Origin of the sequence: uncultured Veillonella sp. (genome assembly GCF_900545795.1) — a bacterium.
Lineage (GTDB): Bacteria > Bacillota > Negativicutes > Veillonellales > Veillonellaceae > Veillonella_A.
In genome coordinates, this window is sequence record NZ_URAR01000004.1 from 15,837 (window position 1) to 38,014 (window position 22,178).

Genomic DNA, 22,178 nt, shown 5'->3' on the forward strand with positions numbered 1-22,178 from the left:
ATAAATGAAAATTTAAACTTTAGTTAACTGTATGCAAATAATCATATTGTTCCTGAGTTAATGTGTCTAAATCATAGCCCATGGAGTTCAATTTTACTTTGGCTATGCGTTCATCTAATTCATGTGGCAAAACGTGAACCGCAGGCTCCATAGTGGTGCCGTGGTCTAGTAAATATTCTGCAGCCAAAGCCTGCATAGCAAAAGAAAGATCCATAATTTCTGCAGGATGTCCATCACCAGCCGCTAAATTCACTAAACGACCACCAGCCAATAAATAAAGCGTACGGCCATCAGCTAACGTATAGCCTTCAATATTTTTGCGGACATTACTATGAGATACAGCTACTTCCGCTAATTCTACACCATTTACTTCGCAATCAAAATGACCTGCATTACACATAATAGCTTGATCCTTCATTACTTCGTAATGCTCTTTGCGAATTACATCTTTACAGCCTGTAACAGTAATAAATATGTCGCCAATAGGAGCCGCTTCAATCATTGGCATCACTTTAAAGCCATCAAATACAGCTTCAATCGCTTTAATTGGATCTACTTCTGTAACAATAACATGTGCGCCTAAACCTTTAGCGCGCATAGCTACACCTTTACCGCACCAGCCATAACCTGCCACCACTACATTTTTACCAGTTACTGTTAAATTGGTAGTACGCATGATGCCATCCCAAACAGACTGGCCTGTGCCATAGCGATTGTCAAATAAATATTTACAGTACGAGTCATTTACTGCAATCATAGGGAAAGAAAGTTGCTTAGCATTAGCTAATGCATGAAGGCGATGAACGCCAGTTGTAGTCTCTTCAGAGCCACCGATGAGGCGTTCTTTAGCATCCTTTCGCGTAGTATGCAATAAATTAACTAAGTCACCACCATCATCAATAATAATATGTGGTTTATGGTCTAAGGCTTTATTTAGAAACATAAAGTATTCTTCTTCGCTGCAATCATGCCAAGCGTATACAGTAATGCCCATATCCACTAACGCAGCGGCTACATCATCTTGTGTTGAAAGAGGATTAGAACCTGTCACAATTACATCGGCGCCAGCTTCTTTTAAAACAGTAGATAAGTACGCTGTCTTTGCTTCTAAATGAACACTGACTACTACAGTTTTTCCTTCAAATTTGTGACTTCCTTTAAACTCTTCTCGCAAGCTATTTAAGGCTGGCATAAAATTAGCTACCCATTCAATCTTTTTACGACCTTCAGGCGCTAAATTAATGTCTCTAATTAATGATTCCATGTATATCCTCTTCTTTCTATTTTTATATAAAGCATTCATTTTATATAAAACAATAATTTTATATAAATCACTCATTTTATATAAATCACTTAGACTATGTGATGAATGTTAGTTACTGTACATTCATCATAAAGCCTATAAACGCTCTACTAGTCAGTAATCAGCTTTTTCAATTTCCCAATGGATTCCGTAAATGGCGGCTTTAGTACACCTTCTTCAGTAATAATAGCTGTAACTAACTCATGAGGTGTAACATCAAAAGCAGGATTTAGCACCTCAATGCCCTTTGGTGCAGTTTGAGTGCCACCAAAATTCATCACTTCTTCTGGCGCTCGCATTTCAATAGGAATCTGACTGCCCTCTTCTAAGCTAAAGTCAAAAGTACTATATGGTGCTGCCACATAAAATGGTATATTGTGCGCCTTAGCCAATAAAGCCACCCCATAGGTACCAATTTTATTTGCCACATCCCCCTTAGTTGTGATGCGGTCAGCACCGACAATAACAGCGTCAATAAGACCTTGCCCCATAGCATAGGCCGCCATATTATCGGTCAGCAAAGTAACAGGGATGCCATCTTCGTGTAATTCAAAAGCTGTTAAGCGCGCCCCTTGAAGTAGCGGTCTCGTCTCATCAGCATAGACACGCTCTAATTGTCCTTCCTTGTGAAGCTCCCGTACAACACCTAAAGCTGTACCAATACCGGCTGTAGCTAAAGCACCAGCATTGCAATGCGTCAAAATGCGCACATGTTGCTGACCTTCAAATAGTTCTGCCCCTGCTTTAGCCATGCGAATATTGAGCTGTAAGTCTTCATGTTCAATTGCTTGCGCCTCTGCTTCAATCATAGAAAGCGCCGCTGTAATAGACTCAGCAGGTACTACCACATTAGTCACTACGCGGTCTATAGCCCAGGCTAAATTAATAGCTGTTGGCCGGGTGGCACGCAATTCATTTGCGAATTCTAAAAATAGAGATTTTTCCGTAATAGCGCGGTCTTCTAAAGGACATGCCTGCTTAATCACTGTAGCTTGCACTTCCTTAGCAGCTAAAATAAGTCCATACGCAGCTGCCACGCCAATAGCTGGAGCTCCTCTTACGCGGAGCATCTTAATGGCCTCAGCCACTTCTCGCCAATCAGTACAGTAAATATATACTTCCTCCGTAGGAAGTTTTGTTTGATCCAATAAAATTAATTCTTTGCCAGTCCACTCTATGCTTCTCATAACAAATCACCGTCGGCCCCTAAAGCAGCTTTAAAACCACCGTATTCAGCTAAGCGATGATGAGCTGGTAAATCTTCATTCGGATCTATTTTCTCTATCGTGCGAAGAATGAGCGCTTTAAATTTGTCACTTAATTCTTGCATAATATCTAACACTTCTTGATGAGTTAATTCTGTAGGTGAAATACCTGCTGCAAAATTGGTAACCATGGAAATAGTGGCATAAGCAATTTCTGCTTCACCAGCTAACACGACTTCTGGCACATTGGTCATGCCCACTGTATCAGCGCCAAATTGGCGATACATTTTTATCTCTGCTGGTGTTTCAAAGCGCGGCCCTTCAGTGCACACATAAGTGCCACCATTGTGAATATCAATGTTTAGTTCATTCGCTGCGTCCTCAATAGCCTGACGTACTTCTGGAGAATATGGGTTCCCTACGCCTAAATGAACTACTTTTTTGCCATTTCCATCAAAGAAAGTACCTTCACGGGCTTTTGTAAAATCTAAAAATTGGTCAATTAATACAAAATGACCTGGTTTATAATCAGGATTTAATGAACCTACAGCAGTAGTCGATACAATAACTGTAACGCCTAATTTCTTCAAGCCCCAAATATTGGCACGATAATTAATTAAATGTGGCGGAATCGAATGACCGGCCCCATGACGAGCTAAAAATATAACTTTTTTGCCCTTATAGGACCCTTCAGTATACGCAATATCTCCATAAGGAGTAGTCATTGTTTTTGCTTCAATATTTTCAAACATAGACGGATCATACACGCCAGTACCACCTATAACTGCTATTACACCCATTATGTCACCTCTTTATATATAAAAAGAAAAAAATTCTCCAGGGCAAGCCTGGAGAATAAATACCTTATGTTATAAACAATATATTGTTACTAAAAATAACTAGCAATTTTGTAAATGCTACAAATCATAAGTCATATCCATAACTATATATGTGCTATAAGGCTTGTCTATTATATTGTACCATATTCTTAATGAAAGCGTTACTCATTACTTTATATGAATCGACTAGAATTTATAAAGAAATAAGATAAAAGTTTAATCGTTTAAATTAACTTTTTAACCCTTTTGCTTCTTCAAAAATAGCCTTTAATTCATCTTGACTGAAATGATACTTTTCATTGCAATAATGACAGACTAATTCAGTTTGTTCATCTTGAAGCAAATCTTTTTTATCTTCATCACGTAAAGTCATAAGAATACTTTCAAAGCGTTCACGACTGCAAGTGCACTGAAAATGTACATCGCCTTCATACACCTTCTCAATAGTAAAACCACAAAGAACGCGCTCTACCAAGCCTTCACCATCTGGATGAGCTTCTAAATACTTAGAAATAGGGCCTAATTCATTAATATTAGCTTCCACCTGTGCTAAGGCTTCATCTGTAGCATCAGGTAAAGCTTGTACTAAAAATCCGCCAGCAGCTTTAGTCGTGTGATCTGTATCTACTAAAACACCAAGGCTAATAGTTGCTGGGATTTGCTCTGATGTATATAAATAATAAGCTAAGTCTTCTGCAATTTCACCACTTTGAATAAGGCTTTGAGATGTATAGTCTTGGCGCAATTTAGTGAAACGCGTCACCTTTACATCTCCATGATGACCTACAGCGGCGCCTACATCTAATTTACCAGCATACTTAAGAGGTACCTCTACATGAGGATTATCTACATAACCACGGACTGTATTATTGCTAAACGCATCCACATGAATCACCCCTAAAGGGCCATCCCCTTGAATCCGTAAACTTACATTTTCATCATTTTTAAAATCTCCATCCATTAATAGGGCCCCTGTCATAGAGCGACCTAAAGCAGCTGTAGCAACAGAACTCAACTCATGACGAACTCTTGCTTCTTCCACTGTATCTCTTGTTACAGCTACAGCCATACGCACACCTTCTTTGGTGGTATAGCGACAAATTGTATCCATAAAAACTCCTTACCACTGTATTAATAGATTACTTAAATCTGTTCAATTAAATTTACCATTTCAATAGCGCCCATAGCACAATCGAAACCTTTATTGCCCGCTTTAGTGCCAGCTCGCTCAATAGCTTGTTCAATATTTTCTGTAGTCAATACGCCAAACATTACTGGCACGCCAGTTTCTAAGCTAATATGAGCAATACCTTTAGACACTTCACTACATACATAATCATAATGAGTTGTAGATCCACGGATAACTGCACCTACACAAATAACGGCATCATATTTACCACTAAGAGCTGCTTTTTTTGCAATTAAAGGAATTTCGAATGCACCTGGCACCCAAATCGTCGTAATATCTTCTTCTTTTACATCATGACGAAGCAACGCATCCATAGCGCCACCAATTAATTTAGATGTAATGAACTCATTGAAGCGTGAACCAATAATTGCAAAACGCTTACCTGTGCCTAATAATTTACCTTCTCTAATCATTATATGCCTCCAATTTTAATTTCTGATCTTTTAATTTCTAATCTTATAATTTTTAAGATTGTAATTTTCTAATCGTCTAATTTAAAAATACTATTCATATGTTCAAATTATTCGTGCTTTATTCGCCCTTAGTATAAATGCCCCATTTTTTCTTTCTTAGTCTGTAAATACGATGCATTAATACTATTGGCCTTAATAATAACAGGGACCCGTTTATTCACTTCAATGCCCCAATGTTCTAAACTTGTTTTCTTTAAAGGATTATTGGTCAATAATTCCACACTCTTAATGCCTAAGAAACGAATAATTTGCGCTGCTAAAGAATATTCACGCATATCTGGTGGGAATCCTAATTTTACATTTGCCTCTACTGTATCTAAGCCCTGCTCTTGTAGTGCATAGGCTTTAATTTTATTAGTAAGACCAATGCCACGCCCTTCTTGGCGCATATACACTACAACACCGCGTCCTTCTTTTTCAATCGTTTCAAGCGCTTTGTGAAGCTGTGGACCACAGTCGCAGCGTTTAGAACCAAATACATCACCAGTTAAGCATTCAGAGTGAACGCGTACGAGTACATCTTCGCCATCTTTTACATCGCCCTTAACAATGGCTAAATGCTCCTTATGATCTAAATAGTTTTTGAAAACTAAGATTTTGAAATCACCAAATTCTGTTGGCAAATTAGATTCTGCTGCCAAAGTAATGATTGGCTCATGCAATTTACGATATTCTACGAGCTCCGCTACAGAGGCAATTTTTAAATCATAGGTTTCAGCAAATTCAAATAAATCATCAAGACGCGCCATGTTGCCATCATCTTTAGTAATTTCACAAATAACAGAGGCCTCTTTAAGTCCAGCCAAACGGCAAAAATCCACAGATGCTTCTGTATGCCCTTGACGTACTAAAACGCCACCTTCTTTGTATTGAAGTGGAAATACATGGCCAGGGCGGCGAAAATCTTCTGGCTTAGCATTGTCATCTAATAAATGGCGAATTGTTAACGCTCGCTCATATGGTGATACACCAGTCGTCGTATCTACATGGTCCACTGTAACTGTAAACGCTGTTTCGTGATTATCAGTATTTTTTTCTACCATTTGTGTAATCCCGAGGCGATCTAAATCAGCCTTTTTCATCGGTGTACACACAATACCACGAGCTTCTTTTACCATGAAATTAATATTTTCCATAGTGGCAAATTCCGCAGCAATCACTAAATCGCCTTCGTTTTCACGGCTTTCATCATCCACGATAATAACGGGCTTACCGATTTTAATATCTTCTAATACTTCTTCAATTGTATTTAATGTGCGTCCCATAATGTAACTCCTTTTCTTTAAGCTAAGGCTAGCTTCCCAATGGCTAGTACCTCTATGCTCTACAATGCGCAATTTACTTTACAGCATTGTTATAACCTCTATTACATAAAACCTTTTGATGAAAGCCAATCCATGGTCATCTTCGACTTTTTATTAGAAGGTTCACCCTCAACTGGTGCCTTAGTATCTGCACCAATAGGTACTCCTTGATTATGTATTAAAAAATGCTGGATATAGCGGCCTGCAATGTCAGTCTCTAAATTAACCACTGTGCCCACTTTAGCACTAGCTAGTATAGTGTTTTCGATAGTGTGAGGAATGATTGAAATTTCAAAATAATCAGCTTCACGCTTAGATACAGTCAAACTAGCTCCATCTACAGCAATAGATCCTTTATAGATTATATAGTCCATAACAGCTGGTGAAGTAGCTATGGAAAACACAACTGAATTCCCCACTCTTTGAATGCGTCTAATTACACCCGTGCCATCTACATGACCGGCCACCATATGACCACCAAAACGACCATTCGCAGCCATTGCGCGCTCCAGATTAACAGCAGTGCCTGTTTTCAAATGATATAAGGTTGTCATTTTTACTGACTCCGGCATAACATCGGCAGTAAATTGTGTGCCTGTAAACTCGGTTACAGTTAAGCACACTCCATTCACCGCTATGGAGCAGCCAATTTCCATATCTTCAAATATCTTCTTTCCTTCAATAGTCAAACGCAATGAAGGTCCAGCGTGGCGAATACTTACCACATGACCGACTTCTTCGATAATGCCAGTAAACATTAGCGTCCACTCCCTTCTTTAAGATAGGCTTCAATTCGTAAATTATTATCTAATACTTTTACATCAGTAAACTGCAACTGCGGTGCCTCTTTTAAATAGGAAATACCTTCACCAGCCATAGCACTTAAGGCCTCTTGACCACCAATGAGGATGTTGCCCACATAGGTTACTAACTTATTAAAGCTCTTGTGAGTCATGAAGTTAGCAATAATATGACTGCCGCCTTCAACCAATACAGAGGTATAGCCTAATTCACCTAATTTTGTTAATACTGCCTCAATAGAAAGTCCTTCTGCATCCTCCGGCACCATATGTACTATGCCGCCAGCATCAGTTAAACGTTGACAATCTTTGTCTTCACAGCGAGGCCCTACAAAAATATGTACCTGGCGATTTATTTTAGAAAAAATCTGTCCATCACTTGGTGTTCGGCCTACACTATCTAATACAATTACATCGGGCTGATGGACTGGCATAGATTCTACGATATTAGCATCTGCAGCTTCTATCCAAGGGCTAGAAACTGCCTGACACAATTCCTCCGCCGTAAGCCTCGTATTTAAAGTAGGGTTATCTGCTAGTACTGTGCCAATTCCCACTAAAATAGCATCATGGGATGCGCGAAGAACATGCCCATCTTTGCGAGCGCACTCATTAGTAATCCACTGTGACTCACCTTGCTTAGTAGCAATTTTACCATCTAAAGACATGGCTGATTTCAAGGTAATAAAAGGCTTTTTAGTCTTTATATAGGTTAAAAATCCTTCAATCAATTTAGCACAAGTATCTGCTAATATACCAACTGTAACCTCAATACCAGCCGCCTCTAGCATGGCAATGCCCTTGCCACCTACTAAAGGATTAGGATCTACCACACTAATAACCACGCGACTCACGCCAGCTTCAATGACCCTCTTAGCACAAGGCGGTGTTTTACCATAGTGGGCGCAGGGCTCTAGTGTAACATATAAAGTAGCGCCCTCAGCTAATGCACCAGCTTCATTCAAAGCATTCACCTCTGCATGCGCTTGACCGGCCTTATGATGATAGCCTTCACCCACAATTTGGCCGTCTTTTACGACCACAGCACCGACCATTGGATTTGGATGCGTATGCCCTATTGCTCTAGCAGCTAAGGACAACGCCCTAGCCATATACTGCTCATCTGTCATACTATTACCTCAATTACTTTCAAAATTACGATGCCTGTCTACTAGACTTGATTCATCTGTGAGGTACAAAATAAAAAGGACTATATTGCTATAGTCCTTGAAATATTTTACGGCTACACAAATCTACCTAATCCTAGTATAAAATTACTAGTCTATAAAATCTGTGTATCTGTCTTTTCCTATCCAGACTATACTGTCGGTCTCGGAATCGCACCGAGTCAACCCATTTCAGAGCTTGCGGACTATGACCGCCGGTCAGGAATTGAAATGTGGACTCCAAAGAGTCCAGTCTATTTCGCACCTTGCCTCAAAGACTACTCTATATACAATTGTAACACTGTATGTATTATAGATTCATTTTGTGAATAATTATCACCGAATCTATATAATTGATTATACGCCCAAATAGTAAAATGTGCAACTATGGAGTTTTATTTATAGTCTTTAACTTATTTTGATGTATAATCTATCTCCAGCACCTATCTATTATTTATAAGTTCCCTCATAATTATATTTTATTATGTTCACATTTTAATATTTCTCATAAGTGCTTAAACGTTCTTTGTAGGCTGCTACGCCCATTCCAAACCAAGTTCTAAAGCTACTTAGGAACTCGCGTAAGGAGGCAAAACCAGTCAGAAAAGCGATCTCTTCTGAAGTGACATTTAAATCTAAATATACTTTAATCATCATTTGCTGCACTTCTCTAAGGAGGCGTTTAAACTGTACGCCCTCATCTTGTAAATGACGCTGCAAACTGCGCTCACTCAAATCTAAGCGCTTAGCCAATTGGACTACATGATATTCCCCACTTGGCAAGCCTTCGATTAGCTCATTAATAACGACTTTTGTAAAGCTTTGGCTATTGTTCATTAAATTTGCATAATACGGTGCCATTGCCTTTTCTAAATAGCGAGCCATATAATTATTCTCTTTTAACAAAGGGAACTGTAAATTACTAATAGGAAAAGTATATTCATTTATATTCTCTCCATAAGTGTCCGGCATTTTACAAGAGCTTAAAGGGCATAAGCGCCCGCCTCCTTGGCAGAGAATATTAATTAACAAGGTCTTCACCAATAACAATAAAGGGCCATCTAATACCATACGTGAATGTTTATTCACAAAACGTAAGGTCATCTGCCCCTTTTCTTCTTTTGCTTCAATTTCAATAGGCCCAATGCGATGTCTAAACTCAATATAACGCTTTAAGCCTTCTAATGCATTACTGGCCGTTAAAGGATAATATTGCATAGAGCAAAAAAAGCGGGATACTTCTAAATTGCACAAATTAGCAATCATACTAGGCTTTAAAGATGATTTATATTCCAATAAAAATTCTTGAAACTCCTCATCATTAACAAACAACACAGACTCTGCCTCTTCTACATAAATGCTTCGCGCTTCACACCAGGCCTTAATATCTAGGCCACCTGCTTTTAGCATCTTTTGAGTGGACAGGTGAACAGGGTACTTCATACTTCAAACCGACTCCTCCAATAAATTTCCTGCCTAGTATATCATACATTTATGAATAATAAATAAAGATTTTTTAGAAATGTAATTAAATAAATTAATATTATTAATATAAGTTTTTCTAATCGATTCAACCTAAAAAAGCAAAGGCCACAGCCATTTTTAGACTGTGACCTTCGCATTGGTAAATTTTAATTTATAAGCGCTAATACGACTTAATTAAAAGTATAAAAAAGACTTACTATAATCAAATTGTATGGCCTAGACCATTATTAATTTTGATTGAGACAGAGCCGAGCAATTAGTTTTCTTTATGCTCACAGCCACAAGAACCTTCATCAGCATGAGAATCATGTTTGTGATGATGTTCATGGCCTACACCCCCATGACAGCCACAACCTTTATGACCGTGATGGTGTCCATGGTGATGAGCTGTATCGCCCTTGCCATGGTGATGTCCATGATGATGACCTACATAATCAGCACCGCCCTTGCCATGATCCTTATGCTCCTCACCACGTGGGCAGGAAGTAACTTCACCATGCATAATCTTGCGGAATAAATCATGTGCCACATCTACCGATTGGCCTGCTGCAATAGCTCCATTTGCATGCTCTAAAGCAATGCGTAAAGTCTTATGCGCTTCATCACGAGGCACTGCCTCAACATCCTTAAAGTCAAAAGCTAAAATTTGCTCAAATAAGGCTTCAATTTCATCATCGGTTAAACCCTGTTTTTGTGCAATTTCAACGTGTTTTAATGCCCATTCATAACGTGCCTTATCATGTGGATCCGTAGGCGCTTGCATAGTTTTAAATTTGTAGTCTGCCATAGTAATACTCCTTTTATATAATAAATAAAATTGAAATCAAATCTCATTTACAGTATATGAAAAAGTCACTTACTTGACAATATGCAACTTGGCTCCAATGAGGCGTTTACGCTCCATTTTGTCAACAAATTCAAATTATTCGATGTGCCACTACTCAATATATTAAATAGCAATACATAGACTATCAATAACGCCCATCTCATTGTTTTAACTAGTGTAAAATATAGCTTTCCAAAGGATTATGAATCGGTATACCTCGCAAATAAGTCAAACTTCCTTTAAGCAAAGTGCCACCACATAATCTAAAGCTACAAAGATGGATGCCACTGCCCAACTCAGCGAGCAAGGCCTCACCCTCATCTATGTGAGAAACAATAAGTTCTAAAGTGCCCTCATCAAGCGGTGATATGCACATCAGCTTCGTTTTCACAAACTGGACAACCTTCCTCCAAAGAAGGATTAGATGCTCATAATAATCAAAGAGTGAACTAGTGGTACTAAAAATATCTTCATATGAAATAGAACCATAACAACTTATTTTTTGCACTAAATTCTGCAAATTAGTAATTTTAAAGTTATATTGATCTAGTTCATTTACCAGCTCATAAAAATAAGAAGGCGTCTTCATTTGGTAATTATGCATGATACGCAGTATACCCTTAATACATAAAGCCCAATGCCTAGTCAACCTTCGTATACCAGCTTCATAAATATAGGTATATCTGAATGTTTTAGGTTCATATGTCTTAGATGTATATCCAGTAATAACCTTTGCATCGCGCTCAATACAATACTTTACATCTAGAGATTGGAAATAAGAGCCAAAGAAATTAACGCCTTGCGCTCCCTTCTTCTTATAATAATTCCACTCATTGCTAATAAAGTGAGTGCAGGTACCAAGGGCTAATTCTAAATACTCAAGCCTACTGTGACCATATACATGCCCAGATAATTTAGAGCTATGAGTATAGAGCTGCGATTTGCCATGAGTAAAACATTTACAAATAGCATCTTTAACACGCTTCGACGGCTTTGCTTTCCTACTGAGTTGTTCCATTTTATCAATGGCTTCTTTGCAGGGACTTACAAGCTTTTGAACTGAAAACTCATCTAATAAGGCTTCTAGCAAAATCTCTTCAATCGCTAATAAATAAAAGCGATTGTATTTTATAAAAGTCCTATCACCGCCTTTCTCAAATTGTGATATATGAATTCGCTTATCAAAATCATCTTTTTTTCTCATAGTTTTACTTTTTTTATAAAAAGTTGATTTATGAGCTATAGAACTTTTTTGTACACAGTTAACCTATACGCTCTCTATATTTTTTTGCTTTTTAAATCCGTTTTGTTTCTAGTTTTTATATGGTAAAATGACCAAATTTTCTCCACGTTCTTTTATTGCCCTTCTACTTGGATTTTTGCGCTTACTCAATCAAATCTGTAGCCATATTCTACTCGCCTTTGTATGATACTTTACCTCCCTTATGATTTATATTTAACTACATCTTCGATTAATAATAAGCTTTTTCCTTACACTACTCTCAAATTTCTGAAATGCAACAAAAGAATGTTTTATTATTTTTTATTCTTAAGTACCAAGAATAATTCACTCCTATAAATAGAAATAGAACTAGTATGTTTTTCTTGATTTCTCTCTATTTATAAAACTGAATCTAGTACCTAATTAGAGCTAGCACCTCATTTCTTAATATAAAAGTATAAAATATTTAAAATACACTTTATTTTGTAAATTATCACCACCTTTCACTCTATATGTATATATAAATTTTCTATTTGGTAAAATTTCAAGATAATCCAAGTCTATTGTGCAGTACCATAAGACAATCTAAAATATATCTTAGATTACGTAATCAAAGCTTAGTAATAGACACATAATATACTCAGGTAGCAACCAAAACTTAAAAGAAAGGAGACTATATGATCCAATCCACATCAAATATTACAAACCTTAATCAACAACATGTCTCTAAAGATCAACAAGGCCTAGTCAGTGCCGCCCAAGCAGGCAATACCAAAGCCCTAGCCAGTCTATGCGAACGGTATGAGCCACTTATTCACAAATATGCTTCAGCTACACCGGTAAAAATAGTGCAAAAGGATATGGAAAATGAACTTTGGTGTCATTTCTTAAAAGCAGTAAAAGAATATAAGAGAGAAACCAAAGTCCCCTTCCCAGGCTTTGTGCAATCTCGTATAAAATATGGACAATATAATGCCTTCAAAAAATTACGCAATCAATGGCAACGCGAAAGCTGCATCCTTATCAAAAATGTGGCTAGCGACCGAAAGCTAGAAACTAATAGCCTTTCCTTAGAAGATATTCTGGAGCCAGTACCTAGCGCTGAATCAGATTATTTGAACCTTCACACTAAGCGTGCTATACGATTAGCCCTGCAACGCTTAGAACCTAAGCAACACGAACTATTAAAAGATATATATGTAAAACAGCACAGCTTGACCTATTTAGGGAAGAAATATAATATTTCACGACAAGCCGTGTTCAAACATAAACAACGAGCCGTAGAGGCTTTAAAAGTATATTACAATACGATTGATACTAGTGGTCTCCCCCTTGAAAAGTGCACTAAAGCACCTCAAAACTAAAGTATCACAAAGGAGGTTTATACAATGATTCATGGCATTGATGTAAGTGAACATAATGGATATATCCCTTGGAACACTTTGCAAGCTAAAGGTGTTCAATTTGCCATTATTAGATTAGGTTACGGCCAGGGTCGGCTCGATAAAAATTTCTATGCTAATGTAAATGGTGCTCTTACAGCAGGTATTCCTATTGGCATTTACTATTATTCTTATGCCTTGCATGAAATAGATGCGAAACAAGAAGCACATTATGTAATCCACACGTTACAAGACTGTGGTCTTACACCTAATCGCATTCCCTATGGTATTTGGTTCGATATGGAAGATGCAGACGATTATAAGGCGACCTATTGCTTGCCACCACTGACTAAACAAGAAATAACCAATATATGTAGCGTCTTTGTTAATACCTTATGGAAAGCTGGCTATTATCACTGTGGTGTGTATGCCAATTTAGATTGGTGGACCCATCATATTGATGGAACGCAACTATCTTGCCCCAAATGGTGTGCCCAATATAATACACAATGCGATTTGCCTGATGCATATATGTGGCAGTACACTAATCTTCTAGAACTAAATGGCCAATACTTTGATGGCAATCGTATCCTGCCATAACCAAAATTAGTATAACACAATTGATAAAAAGCAGTTTATATCAAGATGGTATAAACTGCTTTTATTTTATAAAAAATGAAGTTAAATAGATGTGCACTTTTTTAGAAAACCTTGTATACGCTTAATTCATAGAATGAATTTACAGTATGATTTTAACGAATAATTAATCAAATAAAAATTGCCTATATAAAATACTAATGTAAAAAAAATCCCTATGACTACTTTTTGAAAGCAAAGTTTATCATAGGGATTTTAATTTATATTAACTTTTACGCTATTCTACTTATTGTTTAAGCGCTGCTACGGCCTGACTCACATCACTGGCTTTAGTAATAGCAGATATAACACTAACACCATCAGCACCAGCTGTTTTTAAAGGCTTTACATCAGCAGCTACGATACCACCAATTGCAACAATGGGGACTTGAGGATCAAAGTGACGTACCGCTTGTATCCCCTCATAACCTATAGCTGACTTCGCATCTGCTTTTGACTGCGTCCCATGAATAGGCCCTACGCCAATATAATCAGCTAATGCTACATTGGATAGTTTATACTCACTTACATCGTGAATCGAAAGGCCAATTATTTTATGACCAAAGCGCACTCTTACTTCTTCAATGGGAGCATCATCTTGGCCAATATGAACACCATCGGCATCTAATTCTTCCGCTAAATCCATATCATCATTTACGATAAAAGGTACTTTATATTGTTTGCAAAGTGCTTGCACTTTTAAGGCAAAATCTTTTTTACGGGCCCCTTCTAATGAGCCTTTACCTTTTTCGCGCAATTGGAACATCGTAATACCAGCTTGAAGAGCTTCTTCAATGGTCTTAAGGGCTTGGTCTTCATGGCCTTCAAAATCTTGTGTACCACAGATGAAGTATATATCCATAGCCTTACAAATCCGCTCTCTATCATTATACAGTCTATTAAAGGACGTCCGTACACATTGAGTCTGTTTTATAACCATATCATCTGTTACAGCTTCTAAAGCATTAATAAACTCCACTGCATACGTACCAGGGCCTTTGCCAAAAATCTTTAATTCGGCTAATTCACCACTCACATTGTAGGTAGAAATGGCCGCTCGAGCTAAATCAAAATACACAGCATCACTGGCATCATGACAAGGAATAGATAAATTGGACTGATGCCCACCCTTATCAATGACAACATCTGCTTGATTGCTACCACTGCCTACAAAAGCTGCCACTACAGCACCTAACAGGCATCCAGTACCTACTACCTTTGGCATTAAAGAAGAACCATTAGCTAGTTCTACATAGCCCGACTCCGTCGCTACACCATCAACAGCCCCTGTGGCAATAACTACTGTCTTATATTGCTTAGCCGCTCTCTGGGCTAATGGGCCTGGTTCATTGGCTCCACTACTGTCTACACCTTTCGTAGCAATGGACTCATTCACTAAGGCTGCAATTTCACCAGCATTACCACGAATTACCGCAATTTTATAATCCGTCAACAAATCAAGAGCTACAGACTTGCGAAAAGCACCTGCACCCGCTGCTACAGGATCTAAAATGATGGGTACATTATGAGCATTAGCTAATTTAGCTGCCGCTTTATATAAAGTAGCTAATTCAGGCGTAATTGTACCAATATTAATTAATACAGCATTAGCCAAGGGCATTAAGTCTTGTAAATCTTCTTTACACCCACTCATAACTGGCGACGCACCAAGTGCTAACAGGCCATTAGCAGTAAAATTTTTCACTACATCATTGGTCAAGCAAATTACGAGAGGATTTTTTTGCCGCAGCTTCTCTACATAATGAGACATATCTTTGACTCTCATAATTCTACCTCGCCTTGAAATACCATGTGATTCACTGGTCCATGGCCATGACCTAAACCTGGATTAGTAGCAATGGCATGAGCTATAAATTGCTTGCCAATCCATACAGCCTCTTCTAATGATTTCCCCTTAGCTAATTCTGCTGTAATAACGGCAGAAAAGGTACAACCTGTGCCATGCGTGTGCACCGTGTCCAATTTAGGGCTTTCATAGGTCTTAACTTGTTCGCCACGAATATATAAATAGTCTTTAGCCATAATACCAAAATGACCGCCTTTAATGACCACAGCTTGTGGTCCCATTTCATTTAAAATGACCTGAGCCGCCTTTTCAATATCGCTTTCTGTTTCAATAGAAAAGCCTACTAAAAATTCAGCCTCCGATAAATTTGGGGTCACCAAAGTAGCCACAGGCATCAATTCAGCTTTAAATTGATCCCTTGCGGCTTTGTCGATTAAATGATCACCACTTGTAGCTACCATAACAGGATCCATAACATAAGGGATAGAGCCATCCACATATTTGCGAATGATACGCATCATCTCTACATTAGGAATCATGCCCGTCTTTACAGCCTTTGGTGTAATATCTTCATATACACAGTGAAGTTGAGCCTCTAACATAGGAAGGTCTACATTTTGAATTAGCTGTACACCATTCGTATTTTGCGCCACTACACTTGTGATGGCCGCCATACCATAGACTTGGCGAGACTGGAATGACTTTAAATCAGCCATAACACCAGCACCACCAGATGGGTCAGTGCCAGCAATAGTCAAGGCAATTCCCAATGGTCTTTGTGGCAATAGGGCTAATGTATCAATTGATTTATTATTTTCTGGGGAAACATAACGTTCCATAATAGTCCTCCTCTTACTACAGTACAGGAAAGCAAGTCTCCTTTTCTTACTTTCCCATGTAATAAAATGACGAACCCAATACTAAATATTATTGTACGACATTCACACTATATGCGCCACTATTTTCTAAAAAAACTCTCTCACAAACTTAAAGTTTGCAAGAGAGTTTTATTTAAGTCAATTTAAATTAATCTCAATCGATCGATTAAATTATGTTGCGGCTATATTCGAAGTATTTAGCTTCTAGTTCAGCCATTTTTTCGCTCATTTCAACTTGTAATTTAGAAGCTTCGTCAAAGTCTTTTTCCGCTACAGCTTCAATAATACGAGTAAACAAGGATTTTTCTGTTACACTGTCTTTAGCCAAGAATAAACGAATGCGATTTACTTCTTCCCAACGCGCATCATCGAAAGAATTTGTTTCATGAGCAGGTTTCATAGAGCGTACGATAGCCAAGTTAGATGGAACAATACGATTAGTCAATTCCAAAGTCCAACGATTAATCACGCCTGCAATGAAAGAATCCATTAAATCTTTTGCAAATGCACCAGATTTAGCCAACGCATTAACTTTTGCTTCATTGTTCCGATATCCTAAAATATTTTCCCATACAGTAGCTGGTGGCTCACTAAACATAGCATTGCGCTCTTCCGCAGTGTAATCATCAAATACATTGCGTTCTGAACGATATGCACGGCCTTTTTCTAAATAATCTGCATCTGCTTCTGGAGCTTTAGAAATTTCAGCTAATAACTCATCATAGGATTTACCAGAAGTAAGTACATAGCGTAGGCCATCGAGTACAGCAGAGTAAATAAGTGCAATCGCTGTATACGTATTAGTATATGGATTTGGTGAACGAAGTTCAAAGCGAGTTGCCATAGGATTGTCAATATCGCGAATTAAACCACAAAGTATAGTACGGTTACGACTTGGCACACTTGGGTTTTCACCAAAGGACGTTACAATACAAACTGGTGCTTCAAAGCCAGGTTTTAAACGATTTAAAGAGTCAGTTGTAGAGGAAATGAATGGATTAATAGCTTCATAGTTTTTAAGTAAGCCCATGATAGCCCCAATACCTAAAGAGCTAAGCGCTGCTTTACGCATATCGCTTGGGGAGAATAGATTTACCATTTTACCATTTTTCATTTTAGCCATTAAACCAAAATGAGTATGTTCCCCAGATCCGGCTACACCAATAATTGGTTTCGCTTGGAATGTTACATCGAGGCCATGTTTGCGGAATACTTCACGAACGATGATACGAGCTTGCAATTCATTGTCTGCTGTTTGTAATGGATTGCTCGTATATTTCCAGTCCACTTCTAATTGCTCTAGTACATGATCTACATGACCTTCATCGTCAATTTTGCCTTTAACACCGCCCACTTCTTTATGGCCCATTTCAGCGTGAAGGCCATAAGCATTGAGTACTAATACAGATTCCTCTAAGGCAGTACGAACGGCACCATGAGTACGTTGCCAATATTGTTCTTGTAGCTTTTGAGAGGTAGATAATTCTTTCGTGCTAACTACTTGAGATGGTGTTTTTACCCAGAATTCAAGCTCTGTAGCTGTAGTAAATACAAGATCCGCTACTTCATCAAAATTCACATGATCCATATCTTGTACTTTATGCTCTTTAAATAAAGCTAGCAATTCTTTTTTAACAAAATCTAATGTGTCATTTAAAATAGAGCGAGAGTCTACATAGCGATCACAGTGATTTAAGAATGCTGGAATGCGCAAAGTACCAGTTGGTAAACCTGTGGCTGGGTCAATGTTTTCCTCATTGTAATCGATGAACCAATTTACATTTGGGTCCGCCCAGAAGTCAACACGGGCATTATTTAATGTAGCAATATTAGTCAATACTACAGAAGATCCATCAGTTTGCACAGCACGACCTTCAAAGAAAGACTCATAATCATCAAAGAACATCTCAATAGGAATCTTTTCATCTGTATCATTCCCTGCAAGGTCAATGCCTACTAAGGATACAAATTTGATTTCTGGATGTTGCTCTAAAAGGGCTAATACCCCTTCTTTACCATATTGACCGGCCGGAATGTAATATAATAATTCACTATTCATACTGATACCTCCTGTAATAAAATAAAAAGACCTACACCTTGCTAATAAACAAAGTGTAGGTCTTCATTGACCGATTATTATCTTAGGTGTATGTTACCATACATGCTAGCTTATGTCAACAGATTAACCATTAACTTTTGCTATTTCTTCACGGACAATTGTATTAACTAATTTGCCGTCAGCTCTACCTCTTGTTTCAGGCATAACCTTACTCATTACATCACCCATTTTCACAGGTGCTGTAAGAGAGCTAATAGCATTGACTACAATAGTACGAATTTCATCTTCCTTAAGTTGAGCTGGCATATACTTTTCTAGCACTGCCATTTCAGCCTTAGTTTGTTCAACGAGATCATCACGTTGACCTTTAACAAATTCAGCTAATGAATCTTGGCGCATCTTCATTTCTTTGGCCAAAATTCCTAATATATCTGCATCGTTAAGCTCACGCTTTTCGTCAATTTCCGTATTTTTTATAGCACTGTTAACCATTCGGATAACCGATAAAGCAACTTTACCCGCTTCGCGAGCTTTCATCGCTTCCTTCATATCCGCTTTAAGCTGTTCTTTTAAGGACATAATTTCCTCCAAGATAAATCTTAAGCTCTGAACTTGCGCTTACGTGCTGCTTCAGACTTTTTCTTTCTTTTAACGCTTGGCTTTTCGTAATGTTCGCGTTTTCTTACTTCAGATAAAACACCCGCTTTTTGGCAGGAGCGTTTAAAGCGACGAAGAGCGCTTTCAAGCGTTTCATTTTTACCGACTTTAATTTCAGACATCTATATCCCTCCCTCCAAAATATACTATGGAAGTGCAGGTATTTACTATACGCACATAAAGATATTATAATATTTGACTTATTCTTTGTCAATATTTCCAATTGAGTTTATATGACTTTACTTATGCTTCTGGCCAGCCTAGTTCTTGACCACCAAGTAAATGAGCGTGTAAATGGAATACAGTTTGCCCTGCTTTAGCTCCCGTATTAAGTACTAAGCGGTATCCATCAGCAGAAATGCCCAATTCTTTGGCTACATCGCGCACAAATGGCAATAAACCATCTACATAAGAAGCATTGTCCTCTGTTAAGTGAGCAATATTAGCTACGTGATTTTTAGGGATAATCAAAGCATGTACCTTAGTTACAGGATTGATATCATGAAATGCTAAGAATTGATCATTTTCTAAAATTTTCTTGCTTGGAATTTCACCATTAATAATTTTACAAAAAATGCAGTCACTCATATTTTTACCTTCTCTCTTTACAACAGGCCTAATTTTTGAATGAACTTACCATAGAAAGCTATGATACTAGCGCTATAAATCTATCATAAATAATACTACTGAGCCATCATAGCCATCATAGCCATCATAGCCATCATGATAATATCACTACTAAGCCATCATAATAGCGCTCTATAGCCTCTATTCAATGATTAGGCTTTCACCATCAAATGCTGTAACGATACCTCCAATGATGCTTCCCACTGGATACTCCGTTGCTTCTTTTTTTATTTTACCGTGAATGTATTCATTCGTAAAGCCAAGATAATACCCATCTACTTCCCGTTCAACTAAGATATGAGCTTCTTTGCCAATCAAGGATTGGGCAAATTTTGTTAAGCCTTCTTGTCCTAAGCTATTTAAAAGAGCTACACGAGTCTTTTTAACAGCCTCTGGTACTTGGTTCTCCATGGTTGCTGCTGGTGTGCCTTCACGAATTGAATATGGGAATGCATGAATGTGAGTAAAGCCTAATTCACGCACTGTATTCATAGTATCTTCAAAGTCCTCATCTGTTTCACCTGGGAATCCAGCAATAATATCGGTGGTAATGGCGAGCCCTTCAATACGACTGCGCAACATATGAATCAAATCTTTAAACTCTTGTAGATTATAATGGCGATTCATAAGTTTTAAGATATGATCGGAGCCTGCTTGTAAAGGTAAATGCAGATGACTGCAAAAGCGCGGTTCTGTAGCCATTAAATTAACTAATTCATCAGATACTTCAACCGATTCAATCGAACCCAAGCGAATGCGCTCTAAGCCATCAATCTCCAGCAATGCTTTCACCACTTTAGCTAAATTAGGCTTTTCAGGTAATTCAATGCCATAATTGCCTAAGTGAATGCCTGTAAGAACAATTTCTTTATACCCATGCTCTACTAGGCGCTTAGCTTCATGTACAATATCGTCAATTTTACGAGATTTTAGTTTGCCTCTAGTATAAGGAATGATGCAGAAGGTGCAATAATTATTGCAACCTTCTTGAATTTTCATAAATGCCCGTGCCTTATCGATTTCATCGCCATATAGAGGCATTTCTTCAAAGGTAGATTGCTCCATAATATTGCGTACTGCATTGATTTGCTTCTCTGTTGACTCGATTTGCTCAACCAATTCCACAACTTTATTGCGATTATTAGTACCGATCACAAGATTAACACCTTCAATAGCAGCAATTGCATCAGGTGCTAATTGTGCGTAGCAACCGGTAACTACAATGTACGCCTCTTCATTAGTTCGCTTTGCCTTGCGAATTAATTGGCGTGATTTACGCTCCCCCATATTAGTAACGGAGCAGGTATTAATAACATAAATATCTGCTTTCTCATCAAATTCCACTGGCGTATAGCCACTTTTTATAAATAAACCTCGCATAGCATCCGTATCATATTGATTTACACGGCAGCCTAAGGTTGTAAATGCTACAGTTTTCATTTATTCTCCTACCTAGTAGTATATACTCAATTTCTTTATGATTTGCACTAAATAAAAATCCCTAGCTCTTATACCTATTTCATTATTATCTTAAATTACGCTGAATCAACTACAAATTTAGAGCGTATTGGAGCATACTAATAGCACTAATAGCAGCTGTCTCAGCGCGCAAAATGGTCCCTCCTAAGGACACTGGTTGCACACCTTTACTTAATAATTGCTCCACTTCTTTAGCACTAATTCCGCCTTCTGGCCCAATAATAATGGCAACCCGTTTAGGCTTTTCAGTGAGTCCCTCTAATACGTGACGAAGATTATCCTTCTCTTCATTTTCATAAGCCACAAGAAGTAAAGTCCCCTTAGCCTCCTCTGCAGCGAGCACCGCGTCTAAAGATAAAGACACGTCTAATAAAGGCAACTGATTCCGCCCACACTGTTGCGCCGCTTCAAGCACAATCTTCTGCCAACGATCCGCCTTTTGTTGCAGCTTTTTGTCATTATAATTAGCTACACAATGGGCTAGAGGCACTGCATAGATGGCTGCAGCATCAAGTTCAGTGGCTTTTTGTAAAACCCATTCAAATTTATCGCCCTTTAAGAAAGCTTGAATCAGTACAATAGACACCATATCTGAAGATTCCCCTACTTCATTATCGCTTTCGTTATTTTGTAAGACTTCACTATTCACGCAAGTAGCATGAGCCTCTCCATCAACAACATCTTTAATTATATAATCGGCTGTACGGCCATCACTACCACTTACCGTAATTGGTTGCGCAAAATTATGGCGAAACACATTCACAATATGATGTGTCGTATCTTTCGGTATGCGAATCTCATTGTCTAAAGGGGTAGGTATAAATATCTTCTTCATACATAA

21 protein-coding genes and 1 riboswitch are annotated in these 22,178 nt (G+C 38.1%); of the genes, 2 read left to right on the plus strand and 19 right to left on the minus strand.

Features of this window, described 5'->3' with window-relative positions:
• Positions 1–19: 19 nt before the first annotated feature.
• The 11 genes from QZR90_RS03030 to QZR90_RS03080 all read right to left on the minus strand — a co-directional run bounded on the left by QZR90_RS03030 (position 20) and on the right by QZR90_RS03080 (position 11,794).
• Positions 20–1,264, minus strand: a complete 1,245-nt coding sequence (locus QZR90_RS03030; protein WP_295788638.1) for an adenosylhomocysteinase — start codon at positions 1,262–1,264, stop codon at positions 20–22.
• Positions 1,265–1,413: 149 nt separating this feature from the next.
• Positions 1,414–2,490, minus strand: coding sequence for an S-methyl-5-thioribose-1-phosphate isomerase (mtnA, locus tag QZR90_RS03035; protein ID WP_295788641.1), 1,077 nt, complete (start codon positions 2,488–2,490; stop codon positions 1,414–1,416).
• Positions 2,487–3,308, minus strand: a complete 822-nt coding sequence (gene mtnP / locus QZR90_RS03040; RefSeq protein ID WP_295788644.1) for an S-methyl-5'-thioadenosine phosphorylase — start codon at positions 3,306–3,308, stop codon at positions 2,487–2,489. The genes mtnA and mtnP overlap by 4 nt, the downstream gene beginning before the upstream one ends.
• Before the next feature lie 268 nt (positions 3,309–3,576).
• Positions 3,577–4,458, minus strand: a complete 882-nt coding sequence (hslO, locus tag QZR90_RS03045; protein ID WP_295788646.1) for an Hsp33 family molecular chaperone HslO — start codon at positions 4,456–4,458, stop codon at positions 3,577–3,579.
• A gap of 32 nt (positions 4,459–4,490) precedes the next feature.
• Positions 4,491–4,952 carry a 6,7-dimethyl-8-ribityllumazine synthase gene (gene ribE / locus QZR90_RS03050; protein WP_295788845.1) on the minus strand — a complete coding sequence of 154 codons (462 nt, stop codon included), beginning with the start codon at positions 4,950–4,952 and terminating at the stop codon, positions 4,491–4,493.
• 125 nt (positions 4,953–5,077) lie between these two features.
• On the minus strand, positions 5,078–6,274 hold the full coding sequence (locus QZR90_RS03055; RefSeq protein WP_295788649.1) for a bifunctional 3,4-dihydroxy-2-butanone-4-phosphate synthase/GTP cyclohydrolase II: 1,197 nt from the start codon (positions 6,272–6,274) through the stop codon (positions 5,078–5,080).
• 101 nt (positions 6,275–6,375) lie between these two features.
• Positions 6,376–7,071, minus strand: coding sequence for a riboflavin synthase (ribE, locus tag QZR90_RS03060; protein WP_295788651.1), 696 nt, complete (start codon positions 7,069–7,071; stop codon positions 6,376–6,378).
• Positions 7,071–8,243, minus strand: coding sequence for a bifunctional diaminohydroxyphosphoribosylaminopyrimidine deaminase/5-amino-6-(5-phosphoribosylamino)uracil reductase RibD (ribD, locus tag QZR90_RS03065; protein ID WP_295788653.1), 1,173 nt, complete (start codon positions 8,241–8,243; stop codon positions 7,071–7,073). The genes ribE (QZR90_RS03060) and ribD overlap by 1 nt, the downstream gene beginning before the upstream one ends.
• 167 nt (positions 8,244–8,410) lie before the next feature.
• Positions 8,411–8,562, minus strand: a riboswitch (FMN riboswitch).
• Between the two features lie 212 nt (positions 8,563–8,774).
• Positions 8,775–9,722, minus strand: coding sequence for a helix-turn-helix domain-containing protein (locus tag QZR90_RS03070; protein ID WP_295788656.1), 948 nt, complete (start codon positions 9,720–9,722; stop codon positions 8,775–8,777).
• A 298-nt stretch (positions 9,723–10,020) separates the two neighbouring features.
• Positions 10,021–10,551 carry a hypothetical protein gene (locus tag QZR90_RS03075; protein WP_295788658.1) on the minus strand — a complete coding sequence of 177 codons (531 nt, stop codon included), beginning with the start codon at positions 10,549–10,551 and terminating at the stop codon, positions 10,021–10,023.
• Positions 10,552–10,762: 211 nt separating this feature from the next.
• Complete coding sequence (locus QZR90_RS03080) at positions 10,763–11,794, minus strand: hypothetical protein (protein WP_295788661.1); 1,032 nt, start codon at positions 11,792–11,794, stop codon at positions 10,763–10,765.
• A 695-nt stretch (positions 11,795–12,489) separates the two neighbouring features.
• Between QZR90_RS03080 and QZR90_RS03085 the strand changes: the two genes are divergently transcribed.
• Both QZR90_RS03085 and QZR90_RS03090 read left to right on the plus strand, forming a co-directional pair.
• Positions 12,490–13,176, plus strand: a complete 687-nt coding sequence (locus QZR90_RS03085) for an RNA polymerase sigma factor (protein WP_295788664.1) — start codon at positions 12,490–12,492, stop codon at positions 13,174–13,176.
• Between the two features lie 24 nt (positions 13,177–13,200).
• Positions 13,201–13,794: a GH25 family lysozyme gene (locus QZR90_RS03090; protein ID WP_295788667.1), complete on the plus strand. Its 594-nt coding sequence runs from the start codon at positions 13,201–13,203 to the stop codon at positions 13,792–13,794.
• A gap of 283 nt (positions 13,795–14,077) precedes the next feature.
• On the opposite strand, the gene thiM is transcribed toward QZR90_RS03090, so the two are convergent.
• The 8 genes from thiM to QZR90_RS03130 all read right to left on the minus strand — a co-directional run bounded on the left by thiM (position 14,078) and on the right by QZR90_RS03130 (position 22,172).
• Complete coding sequence (gene thiM / locus QZR90_RS03095) at positions 14,078–15,616, minus strand: hydroxyethylthiazole kinase (protein WP_295788670.1); 1,539 nt, start codon at positions 15,614–15,616, stop codon at positions 14,078–14,080.
• A complete protein-coding gene (gene thiD / locus QZR90_RS03100; protein ID WP_295788674.1) occupies positions 15,613–16,476 on the minus strand; it encodes a bifunctional hydroxymethylpyrimidine kinase/phosphomethylpyrimidine kinase in 864 nt (287 codons plus the stop codon). The genes thiM and thiD overlap by 4 nt, the downstream gene beginning before the upstream one ends.
• A 205-nt stretch (positions 16,477–16,681) precedes the next feature.
• Entirely contained in the window at positions 16,682–18,574 is a 1,893-nt protein-coding gene (locus tag QZR90_RS03105) for a glutamine synthetase (RefSeq protein WP_295788676.1), read from the minus strand.
• A gap of 123 nt (positions 18,575–18,697) precedes the next feature.
• Positions 18,698–19,153: a GatB/YqeY domain-containing protein gene (locus tag QZR90_RS03110; RefSeq protein WP_295788678.1), complete on the minus strand. Its 456-nt coding sequence runs from the start codon at positions 19,151–19,153 to the stop codon at positions 18,698–18,700.
• A gap of 20 nt (positions 19,154–19,173) precedes the next feature.
• Positions 19,174–19,353, minus strand: a complete 180-nt coding sequence (gene rpsU, locus QZR90_RS03115; RefSeq protein ID WP_004695751.1) for a 30S ribosomal protein S21 — start codon at positions 19,351–19,353, stop codon at positions 19,174–19,176.
• Positions 19,354–19,474: 121 nt separating this feature from the next.
• Entirely contained in the window at positions 19,475–19,819 is a 345-nt protein-coding gene (locus tag QZR90_RS03120) for a histidine triad nucleotide-binding protein (RefSeq protein WP_295788680.1), read from the minus strand.
• A gap of 180 nt (positions 19,820–19,999) precedes the next feature.
• Positions 20,000–21,298, minus strand: a complete 1,299-nt coding sequence (gene mtaB / locus QZR90_RS03125; protein ID WP_295788682.1) for a tRNA (N(6)-L-threonylcarbamoyladenosine(37)-C(2))-methylthiotransferase MtaB — start codon at positions 21,296–21,298, stop codon at positions 20,000–20,002.
• Between the two features lie 109 nt (positions 21,299–21,407).
• A complete protein-coding gene (locus QZR90_RS03130; RefSeq protein WP_295788685.1) occupies positions 21,408–22,172 on the minus strand; it encodes a 16S rRNA (uracil(1498)-N(3))-methyltransferase in 765 nt (254 codons plus the stop codon).
• Positions 22,173–22,178: the final 6 nt, after the last annotated feature.